This window comes from Sorangium sp. So ce1504 (assembly GCF_051521635.1).
Lineage (GTDB): Bacteria > Myxococcota_A > Polyangia > Polyangiales > Polyangiaceae > Sorangium > Sorangium cellulosum_B.
Window position 1 is genome coordinate 9,235,260 of sequence record NZ_CP150365.1, and the last position, 12,198, is coordinate 9,247,457.

General features: G+C 65.3%; 5 protein-coding genes. All 5 read right to left on the bottom strand.

Annotated elements, in window-relative coordinates:
* Positions 1-266 precede the first annotated feature (266 nt).
* The 5 genes from WMF39_RS34865 to WMF39_RS34885 all read right to left on the bottom strand — a co-directional run bounded on the left by WMF39_RS34865 (position 267) and on the right by WMF39_RS34885 (position 12,066).
* Complete coding sequence (locus WMF39_RS34865; RefSeq protein WP_437740787.1) at positions 267-533, bottom strand: hypothetical protein; 267 nt, start codon at positions 531-533, stop codon at positions 267-269.
* A 418-nt stretch (positions 534-951) separates the two neighbouring features.
* On the bottom strand, positions 952-1,320 hold the full coding sequence (locus tag WMF39_RS34870; protein ID WP_437740788.1) for a hypothetical protein: 369 nt from the start codon (positions 1,318-1,320) through the stop codon (positions 952-954).
* 1 nt (position 1,321) lies between these two features.
* Positions 1,322-4,108: an RHS repeat-associated core domain-containing protein gene (locus WMF39_RS34875; protein WP_437740789.1), complete on the bottom strand. Its 2,787-nt coding sequence runs from the start codon at positions 4,106-4,108 to the stop codon at positions 1,322-1,324.
* A 200-nt stretch (positions 4,109-4,308) separates the two neighbouring features.
* Positions 4,309-4,749, bottom strand: coding sequence for a hypothetical protein (locus WMF39_RS34880; RefSeq protein ID WP_437740790.1), 441 nt, complete (start codon positions 4,747-4,749; stop codon positions 4,309-4,311).
* A 15-nt stretch (positions 4,750-4,764) separates the two neighbouring features.
* The gene (locus tag WMF39_RS34885) at positions 4,765-12,066 is read right to left on the bottom strand and encodes a SpvB/TcaC N-terminal domain-containing protein (RefSeq protein WP_437740791.1); all 7,302 of its coding nucleotides are present in this window, start codon (positions 12,064-12,066) and stop codon (positions 4,765-4,767) included.
* Positions 12,067-12,198 lie beyond the last annotated feature (132 nt).

A 12,198-nucleotide genomic window follows, 5' to 3' on the forward strand; every position in this document is an offset into this window, starting at 1 on the left:
CGCGCCGGGGAGGCCCTTCGGAGCCTCGGTGTTTTTTCCAGACCCTCCCGGGCGAGGGACGCGGGGTCTCGGCTCTTGCCGCGCCGCTGCGAACCGCTCCATTATCCGCTCCGGGCCTACACCATCCCCATCTTCAGCTTGCTAACGTGGCGCATGGACATCGAGCGATGGCGAGGCTGAACACCAACAATCCCTGGGTATCGAAGGGGCGTACACTGGGCGATCGGTGGACGAGGGGGACGGCGTGAAACCACGGTCATGTGCTGCTACCGTCTGGCAAACGCAGCCGCCACGACCTTATCATCGATGACATGCATTCGGACGTTCATATTATATTCATTCATGTCCGCATTGGTCATCAATCGATACTCCAATACTTCCTCCTCGACATAGACCGCCAACTTCCATGGCCAGCCGGCCCCGGCGCCGTAGTCCATGGCGAAACGCATCGCGTCATCTCTGGTGACATTGGGCGTCATCCGCAAGATGCGCCGTGCGAGGCCAATTTCCAGACCCGCCATGAGCTGCCGCATACGGCAGATCGCCTACAACACCGATTTGCTATGGTTCCAACGGGTTCGCTTCGGTATCGATGGGCTCCTTCCCCCGTGCGTCGCACGGCGGGAAGGCCGTCAGATTTCGGGAGAGACAGAACAACCACACCGGCGCCATCATACACCTGGTAGGTTTGGCCGCACCGGTTCAGCACGGAGCGAAAAGCCACCCTTTCGACTTTGCGAGCGCCTCGGCCCCACGCAGGCAAGCGCCCCTTCCCCGGCGATGCCGTCACAACTTGATCCACCAATTCGCGACGAGTTGCACTTTCGAGAGCCGACGGCGCTGACGCCCCTGAAACTGATACCTGAGTATGAGACCGCCACTGTCTGCCCGATGCAGAACCGCGCTGGCAGTAGCGGCTCCTCCCGATTCATGCTCTCGATTCCAGATTCTTCAGCGCGGCCCACGATACTTATGTTCCCACTCCTTCAGGTCTTGATCTGGATCTGGGAAGACCGCATTTTGTGCTGCGATGATCTCATCGGGATCGAGCAGCTCCACGATCTCATCACCAGTCTCAATGAGCTCGTCGACCCCCTCCGGCACGAACCGAATTTCATGATTCCGATGTTGAATAAGGAAAGCCTCAATCGTTCTACCGAAGAACTCATCCCGCTTGTGCCATTGCCTGGTGGCCCTGTTGAAGACACCATCAAATGTAGTGCTTTCCAGCGGCGCCCCGCTCTCGTCTTGCCAGTATATTTTTCCCATTCCGAGGGAACGCTTGCAATCCACGCAGACCAACTCATATCCGATTCCCACGCTATCTCCTCCCGAACGTGATATCCATGTTGCGCGTAATCAGTCTTACTGTTGCACCCTGCGGCACGTGACCCTTCCGAACGGCTTCTCTATACCCACTGATTGTACGCACATTACTCAACGGGCTTTCCCTGGCATCGATAATGGCATTCGGCGCTTGTGTCAAGGCCTCTTGGATTCGCTTTGCAATTTTACTTGAGTTGGCAGTTGTCACCTGCTTCAGCTCGAAGCGTCCGACCGGTACGCCGCCCGCCGACACATCCAGATCGGCCCCCTTCGTACCGTGCCCGGCCAGTTTCACGTCGTAACCTTTGCTGATGAAGAACTCTTGGGCGAAGGACCGCTCGCCGGCATTGGCTCGCGCAGTCTCCGTCAGAATGCCACGGACGGTGCCGAGTCCGCCGACTCCGGCTCCAGATGGGCCTCCGGTCGGAACCAGACGGAAGCCACCTGCCGGATCTCGCTCGATCGGACCCGGTATGATCGCCCCCTTAGGTCCAGTGAGCCGCGGTGGCAGCACGCCCCGCTTCTCAAGGTCCGCCTGGATCTTGATCGCATCCGGATGTACGCTCACCTCCTTCGCCTCAAGAGACTCGATCTCGGCCTCGATCCTGTCTTTGGCCGCTTCACCTTCGAGAAGGACGGCATCTACTGGACCATATCGAAGGTACTGCGCAGCATCCTCTCGAAGCTCTCTCTGGTCGGGTGGAATGGACGACAGCTCTGCCGCCCGTCGGACTTTCTCCATGTCGCCGGCAAGCGGGTGCTCCGGCCGGATCTCCTGGACCGGGAGAGCGGGCGCTTTCGTTACCTTTACGGGGGTCTTCTTGGCCTCCGCCAACTGTGCCTTCTTTTCTTCTTCCGTCGCGAACTTAAGGCCCAGTTTCGCCGCGTTCACTGCGCTGATGCGCTGGAGCGCTTCACGCCCACTGCTCGGCTCATCGCCGGCCATGCCACTCGGATCAATCATCCCAACGGGATTCCCCCGCACGTACTCATACAGGTTCGGTCCATCCACCATTCCCGCTGGATCCGCGCTCGTCCACCGTCCGAGCCACGGCGCATAGTACCGCGCCCCATGGTAGTAGAGCCCCGTCTCCTCGTCCCTCTCTTTGCCCGTGTACCTGTATCTCCTCTGCGAGACCTCGATCCCCGACGCGGCCGACCAATACGCCGTCGTCCCATACGGGTGATACTCCTCGTACCCGATCACCAGCCCCGCGCCGTCGACCTCCAGCGACGCCGACCCAAGGTGGTTGTCGAGCTGGTAGCGCACCCGCGGCGTCACCGTGAACGGCCCCGAGGTGTCGACCGTCTTGGTCTCCACCATCGCCACCCGCCGCGCGCCATCCATCACGTGCAGCGTCTGCCGCTCCAGCACCAGCCCCGAGTTGTTGCGCCTGCGGTACACCTCGTAGCCGCCGAGGTAGATGCGCTCGTCCACAAGCCCGTTGTGCTCCCAGACCTTGCGCACGCGCTGCCCCGCAGCGTCGTAGTCGTAATAGACATCGCCGCCGCCGTCGAGATCCGTGCTCCGCACCTGGTCGTTCTCGTCCCAGGTCAGCGCCAAGATGTGCGGCATCGACGTCATGTTGCCGTGCGCGTCATGCGCATAGGTGCGGAACGGCCCGTTCTCCGGGTCCCCGGTCGTGCTCGTCAGCCGGTTGTTCGCCGTCTGCTCGTACGCATACCACCGCGTCCAGCTTCCCGTGCCCGCCTGGTGCACCATCCTCCGCAGGTTGCCCACCGCATCATAGACATACTGCTCGGTATAGTTCCTCAGCGCCTGCGCGTCGTTCGCGTGCGGCAGCGACTGGATCGGAAGGTCGTTCTGGTCGCGCGGTGCGTCCGACAGCCCGCCCGCATGCTCCCGCCCCGTCGCTTCGATCAGCCGGTAGACCGCGTCGTACACGTACTGCGCGCTCGGCGACACCACCGCGTTGTTGAAGAACACCGTCTGCTGCGCGCTGTCCCCGATCTCCACGATGTTCCCGACGGGGTCGTACACATACGTGAGGTTCTGCAGCACCGCGCTGTCAGCGCTGCGCGTCGTCTTCAGGCGCGCGAGCCGAAACGTCAGCGGGTCATACGTGTACGCCGTCGAGGTACCGTTGCCGTACTCGATCCGCTCGCGCTGCCCCTTCGCGTCGTAATCGATGTTGTCGACGAACGTCGTCCACGTCGCCGCGCCTCGAATCCGCGCCTCCACCCGCTCCAGCAGCCCCGCCTCGTTGTACGTCGGCTTGACCTCGCTCGCATCCGAGGCGGTCAGACCATCCGGAGCGGTCAGGCTGGTTGGGCGGTTCAGCGCGTCGTACGCCGTCTGCGTGCCGAAGCTCTCGGTCTCCAGCAGCGGCTCGGCCGCCGTCGCGATGGCGGACACATCCGTCAGCGCCGCCAGCACCGACCAGTCGGCGTCCGCGTGCACGTCGCTGCGCAGCCGGCGCGACGCCTGCAGCACGTTGCCCTTGAAGTCGTACGCCTGGCTCGTCACCACGCCCGCGCCATCATACACCTGGTACGCCCTGCCGCGCAGGTTCAGCGCCGTCGCCTGCGGATGCGCTTCGCCGTAGACGTAACGGCGCGCCAGCCGCTCGCTGCCCGAGCCCAGCTGCACCTGCTCGTGCGTCGGCCGGCGCAGCCCATCGTACGACGAGCGGTAGACGAACCCACGCCCGTTCCAGGCCCGCAGCCGCTGTCCTGTCGCGCCCGCCAGCATCCACCGCTCGCCGCTGTCGTTGCTCTTCTGATAGAGCAGCTGCCCGCCCAGCCCGAAGCGATGCTGCATCGCCTGGTTGTCACGCGCGTCGGTGATCAGGAGCGCCTGACCCTCGCTGTCCAGCGTGCTCTGCGTGACGCCCCGGCGCGTCCAGGTGAAAAACGGCCCGCATGCCGTCGTGCGCGGCCGCCGGGCTCGCCGCGCGGCCCAGGAGTTGACCGCGCACCGCCTTCGGTAGGAACCTCCGGCGGCACACGTATACCTCTATATCAGAGCTGATTGCACTCCAAATACTCAATAGAGAGCCCTACACGCAAAATCGCAGGAATGAGACGCTCGAGATACCATGTAAAATCAACGACACCAGAAACCCCCTGCACATCGCGCATATTGATAGTAAGACTAAACAAAAGACTATCATCACTTGGATTCAAAAGAAATTCCCCACCGGACCCCGTATCCTCATACACCAAGGAAACGCCAACCAGCTCACCCTCACCCTCCTTGCTCTTGATTACGGCGGCCACCTCTGGCCACCGATCAAGCTCCGCCCACTGCCAATCAAACTCCCCCCGATCTCCCACTGGCAAATAGCTTATATGCCCATGATCATCATAGGACCATCCAGCCGCAAGCAGCGAGCTCACGACACTATAAACATTCAATCCGAGCTTCGGAATACCAACAACAATGGATGCAGAGCGACCCATCCAAACCTCCGCAGCTCACTTCAGGATCTCGGTATACGGAATACCCTTTTCGGTGAGCCATGACTTTATGCGCTCAGGAATCGGAGTATTGGAAAAAATCTCGTAAGACGCAGACGGACTACTATCCTGAGCAATACGTAGCCTTGCAGCCATATCAGACTGAAATTTATGCAATTTGCGCGGATTTGCTTCTAACATCTTCCAATAGTTACCAGATTTCGCTTCCCACCAACGATTTCCGATCCCACCATCGAAATCTCGTCCGCCTCTACTGAACGATCCAGAACCACCCAAGCGCTCGGTCAGGAATTCTTCAAATTCTTTCCCCTTGAGGCCAACCCCACCCCCCTCAAGCAGTGTCCCCTTCGACGGTAGCATCTTGACACTGCTCGCCAACCGCCTAGCCGCCCTGATTGCTTTCATCATGGCTTGGGAAAGAAGGGACGCTCCCAACATGACACCGCTTGCGGCTGCCTGCAGCAATGGCGTGGACTCAGCTCCCTCCCTTCGTCCACCCACGATTCCATGAGGACTGGCCCCTTCGCGTGGCTTGATGTCCTCGTTGAGCATCCCGTTCACGATGCCCGCTGCAAGCGCCATCTCCTGCGTCAGCTGATTACCTGTCGACTCACCCTGCGCGCTCTGGCCCGCGCCGCCGTTGGCCTCTACGTCCGCGTGTTTTCCCGGTTGACCTACGTGACTTCCCGCCTGATTCCAAGCGTCGATGAGCCCAGCGGCCATTGAACGCGCCTTATGAAGCTCTGCTGCCTTGCGCTCCAAAGCCGTATTACTCTCATCCGCGTCCTTGTCATAAACAAACACCTGAAGTCCGCGGGTCTTCTCCGCAAAATCTTCGGCGCTCGAGGTGACCAATCGACTCCCGTCCTCCGAATAGGCCCATCGTTCAACGCGGGAAGAGAGTCCCGGAGGTCTAGCTCGGACACGAATTTCGTGCGGCTCACTCTCCAGCCCCGTGGAATCGATACGTTTTAGCGGATTCCCCGCGACATAACCGTAGAGATTTGGCCCATCCACGAGCCCTGCGGGATCCGCGCTCGTCCACCTCCCCAACCACGGCGCGTAGTACCGCGCCCCGTGGTAGTACAGCCCCGTCTCCTCGTCCTTCTCCTTGCCCGTGTACCGGTACCGCCTCTGGCTCACCTCCACCGCGCTGCTGGTCGACCAGTACGCCGTCGTCCCATACGGGTGATACTCCTCGTAGCCGATCACCAGCCCCGCCCCGTCGACCTCCAGCGACGCCGACCCGAGGTGGTTGTCGAGCTGGTAGCGCACCCGCGGCGTCACCGTGAACGGCCCCGACGTGTCCACCGTCTTCGTCTCCACCATCGCCACCCGCCGTGCGCCATCCATCACGTGAAGCGTCTGCCGCTCCAGCACCAGCCCCGACCCGCTGCGCCTCCGGTACACCTCGTAGCCGCCGAGGTAGATGCGCTCGTCCACAAGCCCGTTGTGCTCCCAGACCTTGCGCACGCGCTGGCCCGCAGCATCGTAGTCGTAATAGACATCGCCGCCGCCGTCGAGATCCGTGCTCCGCACCTGGTCGTTCTCGTCCCAGGTCAGCGCCAAGATGTGCGGCATCGACGTCATGTTGCCGTGCGCGTCATGCGCATAGGTGCGGAACGGCCCGTTCTCCGGGTCCCCGGTCGTGCTCGTCAGCCGGTTGTTCGCCGTCTCCTCGTACGCATACCACCGCGTCCAGCTCCCCGTGCCCGCCTGGTGGACCATCCTCCGCAGGTTGCCCACCGCGTCATAGACATACTGCTCCGTATAGTTCCTCAGCGCCTGCGCGTCGTTCGCGTGCGGCAGCGACTGGATCGGAAGGTCGTTCTGGTCGCGCGGTGCGTCCGACAGCCCGCCCGCGTGCTCCCGCCCCGTCGCTTCGATCAGCCGGTAGACCGCGTCGTACACGTACTGCGCGCTCGGCGACACCACCGCGTTGTTGAAGAACACCGTCTGCTGCGCGCTGTCCCCGATCTCCACGATGTTCCCGACGGGGTCGTACACATACGTCAGGTTCTGCAGCACCGCGCTGTCCGAGCTCCGCGTCGTCTTCAGGCGCGAGAGCCGGAACGTCAATGGGTCATACGTGTACGCCGTCGAGGTGCCGTTGCCATACTCGATCCGCTCGCGCTGCCCCTTCGCGTCGTAATCGATGTTGTCGACGAACATCGTCCACGCCACCGCGCCTCGAACCCGCGCCTCGACCCGCTCGAGCAGGCCCGCCTCGTTGTACGTGGGCTTGATCTCGCTAGCATCCGAGGCGGTCAGGCCATCCGGCGCCGTCACGCTCGTCGGCCGGTTGAGCGCGTCGTACGCCGTCTGCGTGCCGAAGCTCTCCGTCTCCAGCAGCGGCTCGGCCGCCGTCGCGATGGCGGCCACATCCGTCAGCGCCGCCAGCACCGACCAGTCGGCGTCCGCGTGCACGTCGCTGCGCAGCCGGCGCGACGCCTGCAGCACGTTGCCCTTGAAGTCGTACGCCTGGCTCGTCACCACACCCGCGCCATCATACACCTGGTACGCCCTGCCGCGCAGGTTCAGCGCCGTCGCCTGCGGATGCGCTTCGCCGTAGACGTAACGGCGCGCCAGCCGCTCGCTGCCCGAGCCCAGCTGCACCTGCTCGTGCGTCGGCCGGCGCAGCGCATCGTACGACGGGCGGTAGACGAACCCACGCCCGTTCCAGGCCCGCAGCCGCTGTCCGGTCGCGCCCGCCAGCATCCATCGCTCGCCGCTGTCGTTGCTCTTCTGATAGAGTAGCTGCCCGCCCAGCCCGAAGCGATGCTGCATCGCCTCGTTGTCACTCGCGTCCGTGATCAGGAGCGGCTGGCCCTCGATATCGAGCGTCGTCTGGGTAATGTACTCCCCCTCGGCCCCGTTGTTCGCCACCGCGCGGAACACCCGCCCCAGCGCGTCCAGGTGGCTCACCGCCGGCGTCCCGGAATGCGCGGCCGCAAGGTCGGCCGCGCGGCGCTCCGGATCGCCCGCCGGCAGAGCCTGCCGCGCCGCGTACCACGCGCTCTCCAGCACCGTGTCGTTCGGATCGTGCGACGTCTGCTTCCACGCATCGAACACCACCCGGGAGAACGTGCCATTGGGCAGGTCGGTCCGGATGAGCCGGCCGAGCGGATCGTACCGCAGGATCGGCGTGCCCCCCCACTCCACGAGCTCCGCTTCGTCCTCGTACTCGTTCGTCGCGCTGAAGAACGGCTCGTATTGCTTGACCGGATTGCCCTTGTTGTCCAGCACCGTGCGCCCGGTCCCGACCCAGCGCGACGTCGTGTGCGAAAAGACCAGGTCGCCCTGCGCGTCATGCACCAGCGCGCCGTTCGCGTCGCGCTCGGGCGCGAGCCCCGGCTCCGCCTTCACCTTGCGCAGCACCTCGTTGCCCGAGCCGTCCGAGTAGCTGTACGTGTCCAGCCAGCGCAGGTTGCCCGGTCCGTGCTGCTCGCGGGCGCGGGCGTGCACCACGTTCGGCTTGCCGGTGAGCTGGAATCGCTCCAGATCGTAGGTGAAGGTGACCGTCGGGTCCTCGGGCGTGTCGCCCTCGCCGGCACCCGGCTTGCCCATCACGGCCAACAGCGTGACCCTCCCCAGCGCGTCGAAGCGCACCTCGCTCACGTTGTCATTCGCGTCCGTCAGCTTCTGCGGGGCGAGGATGCGGTACTCGGGGACGGCTTCCACGAGATTGCTCAGCGGATCGGTCACCGCCGTCACGAGCAGGCAATACGGGTCGTAGGCGACCTGCGACGCATTGCCGAACGGATCGACGAACGTCGTCGGCAAGTAGAAGTGAGCCGCCGAAGGCACCGCGCGCCCCGAGGCCACCCAGGTGTCCGGATCGTCCGGGAGCTGGAGATAGCCCCCCTCCGCGAGCATGCCGCTCGTGACGCGGGTCCCGAACACGGACGTGATCAGCGAAGGCGTGAGGACCTTGGCGAAGCTCTCGTAAACGAGCGCCCTGCCCCCGACCTCGCCGAACGGCAGCGGCGCCGTGAGATCGTCGCTCCAGTACGTCGTGCGTGCGTGCTGCAACAGGCGCTTCTGGAAGCCCCCGCTCGGCGTCCCGTCGTACGCGAGCGTCGGCACGTTCTCCGCCGCGGCCGCCGCGTCGAAGACCGCCTGGAAGCCGAGCACCCCCTCGGAGCCGAGCGGCAGGCCGTGCAGCTCGTAGGTCCGCGTCTCGGTCGGGACCCCGATCCGATAAGCACCCTCCTCGTCCGGGGTCAGGTGCTTCACCATGTTCTCCGTCAGCGTCGCCTTCCCCTGCCCCTGCTCGGGGAATACCGTCACCGCCGCCCGCCGGCGATACCCGATCTGCGCCGCCTGCATGACCACGCCGTAATCGTCGACCTTCAGCGTGAGCGCGTGCGTCACGCGCGGATCGCTCTCGCTGCGCTCGTAATGGTACTCCAGCGCCTCGCGCGCATGGGCGAAGAACACGGCGTGCGCATCGCCCACCGCGGGCTGGAGACGCCGGATCCCGTAGCTGTGCTCCGTGACGACGTACGGCCGCGGCTCCTCCGCCGAGCCGTCGAGCGCATAGATCTCCTGGCGGAGGGGCCGCCCCTTGAGCGCCCGGCACGCCTCGCGCATCTCGACGGCGCCGAGCCCCTCGGGAAGCAGCGTGTCCGCCAGACGGACCGCCTCCGCGTCGCCGGCGTAATACTCCCTCTCGTACTGCGCCGAGATCTTCGCCCCCTCGATCCAGGCGCCGGTATGGAACCACGTCTTCGTCAGCACCGGCGGCAGGTGCAGCTCGGGATCGGCGTTGACCGCGGGCGGCGCGAAGCCGGCCCCGCTGAACGCCGAGAACGACTCGGTGTCCCGCTGCTCGACCATACCGAAGCCGCGCATCTCCCGCTCCACCCCGTCGTAGTCGCCGTGGTGGTAGGCATACGTGGTGACGAAGCGGTGGCGCGAGATCGCATCGAACACCTCGACGCGCTCGATGACATGGACCACGAACGGCAGCCTCGTCACCCACCGTCGACCAGCGACCATGTCGGCCAGGTAGAACTTCGTCGACGGAGCATAGGTCACCGTCGTGGTCCTTCCGAGGCTGTTCGCGATCGAGGTCAAGAGGTGCGGCTTCTTGCTCCCGAGCAGATCGATGTAGCGCACCCGCGGGCGCGCCCCGGGCAGCGACGAGGCCCACACCAGGCACCCGGTCCCGGAGCCGAGCAGATCGATCACCTCGACCGACGCCAGATCGCTCACGTCGGGAAGCTGCGGCAGGATCACCGGCGAAGCCAACGTATTTCCGGCGTTGTTCGTATAGAAGCGCACGCCGTCCGGGTGCAGGTAGACGATATCGGTCGTCCCCGAGCCGTCCACGTCGGCGAGGCGGATGCGCTTCGGGTCGAAGCGGCCCTCGTGGTCGAACCGCATGCTGCCGCTCATCTGCACCTTCGCGCCGAAGCGGCAATGTCCGAGGTTGGGCCAGTAACACACGTTGCCGTTCCGGATCCGCACGAGGTCCACCAGCCCGTCGCCGCTCATGTCGGCCAGGAAGATGCTCTGCGCCGCGTCGGCGAAGACGAGCGACGGCCCGCGCTCCTCGTCGCTCGGGCGCGCGATGGTGATCGGCTGGTCGAAGCCGCCCTTGGCGAGCGATGGATACCACGTGAACGTGTCGGGCCCCGTGATCAGGATGTCCTCGTGCCCGTCGCCGTTCAGATCGATGAGGCGGACGTTCGGGTCGCTCCAGTCGACGTTCGGCTGCGACGCGAACGGGCGGAACGGCGCCCAGCCCGCGTCGGTGCGGTCGAAGTAGCCCGCCACCGGCCGCTCGAACACCACCCTCTCCTTGCGCCCATCTCCGTCGATGTCGAGCAGCTGCCCGCCGGAAACGGCCGGGCGAGTTTGCAGCGGCCGCGCCGCGGACAAGAGGCCCCCGCCAAGGTTCTGCTTGTAATAGAGGACCTCGCCCTCCTCGATCAGAACGCCGGGAAGCGCCTCGCCGTCGAGATCGACCCACCGCCGCCCCGTCCCCATCGTGCCGCCCGGCAGGTCGCGCAGACTCTCGGGGTCGAGCGACTTCACCTCGCGGTGAATCACCGGCGCGCTGTACGTGAGCGCGATCGGCGGGAGTGCCTCGCGGCTGTACGCCTGGGTCTGCGGATCACGGATATATCCGGCCTGGATCGCGGTAGCGAGCCGCGTCAGGTAAGCGTTCTCCACGTACGTGAGGTCGAGCGACCGCACGAGGCACGGCGTCTCGCCGAGCTCGGACATATGGTGAAACATCAGCACGCGACGGCAGAGCCGGTACGTGCGGATCTCGAAGCCGGCGCGGTACACCGAGAACGGGTCCTGGCGGACCAGCCACGGGGCGCTCCCCGCGGGCGTGGGCGCCACCTCGTCGTGCTCCCCATAATCGAAGACGACCTCGAACACGCAGCTCCCCGCGTCGCCCGGCACCGTGTTCCCGTAACGGACGCGCTTCAGATAGCGGTTCGCCACCGCCGCACGGCCGGCGTGGCGGTGGCTCTCCGCGGCCTCGTCGCGTGCCACACCCATCAGGTCTTCTGCTTTGTAGTCGTAGACGACGACATTGCCCTTGTCGTCCCGCGTCTCCTCCAGCAGCCACGAGAAGATGCGCGCAGGCCTCGCCGGGTCGGCGATCCGTGCCTCCGGGCTCCGCCCGTAGACGCTCGTTATGTTGTCCGGCGTCGTCGCCGTCCAGTACACGTTCCCACTCGCCTTGGCCTCGCGGCGCTCGATCCGCGCGAACGCGCCCTCCACGCGGGGACGGTAGCGGATCACCCGCTCGCTCTCCGTCTCGTACCGGTCGAGCTCCGCGCCGTCGATCGACCGGGCCGGCACCAGATCCTCGGCGCCGGACAGGACGAACACATCGCTCTCGCGCGCGTCGTCGTAGCCGGGAAGGCCCTTGTCGGTCTTTCGCGTGATGCGCGGGATCGACAGCTGCCAACCGGCGCCGAACGGGCCATTGCCAGCCCCGGAGTCGTACGTCACCGCCAGCGTCGGCCCGAACCCCGCGCGGCCAGGGCTCAGCGGCAGCGGGATCGAGAACGATCCGGTGCCCGTCACCGGGTTCGCGGAGAATTTCTCATCGACCCCGCGGATCGCGCCGCCGCCCTTCGGCAGCGCGGGAGCGGGCAGCTCCGGCGCCCTGGGCGCGCCGGGGAGGCCCTTCGGAGCCTCGGTGTTTTTGCCAGACCCCTCCCGGGCGAGGGACGCGGGGTCTCGGCTCTTGCCGCGGGCTCCGCCGTCCGGCGCGGCCGGTGACGCTGCCGGAGCAGCGGTGGTTTCCTTCTTGGGCTCACGAGCGTTCATCCGTCTCCCTCTTCCCATGGCAATGGGCGGCCCACGCGCCCGGAGCGACTCGCTCCGGCACGACGGCGTCGGCCGCCAAGTCCGAGAGCGGCGCCGGGCCAGACGCCGCTCACGGACGTATCGGATCTTCCA

Bases quoted from the DNA above. Each gene is read 5' to 3' on its own strand.
- WMF39_RS34865 (WP_437740787.1), bottom strand. From the start codon at position 533: ATGCGGCAGCTCATGGCGGGTCTGGAAATTGGCCTCGCACGGCGCATC.
- WMF39_RS34885 (WP_437740791.1), bottom strand. From the start codon at position 12,066: ATGAACGCTCGTGAGCCCAAGAAGGAAACCACCGCTGCTCCGGCAGCG.
- WMF39_RS34880 (WP_437740790.1), bottom strand. From the start codon at position 4,749: ATGGGTCGCTCTGCATCCATTGTTGTTGGTATTCCGAAGCTCGGATTG.
- WMF39_RS34875 (WP_437740789.1), bottom strand. From the start codon at position 4,108: ATGCAGCATCGCTTCGGGCTGGGCGGGCAGCTGCTCTATCAGAAGAGC.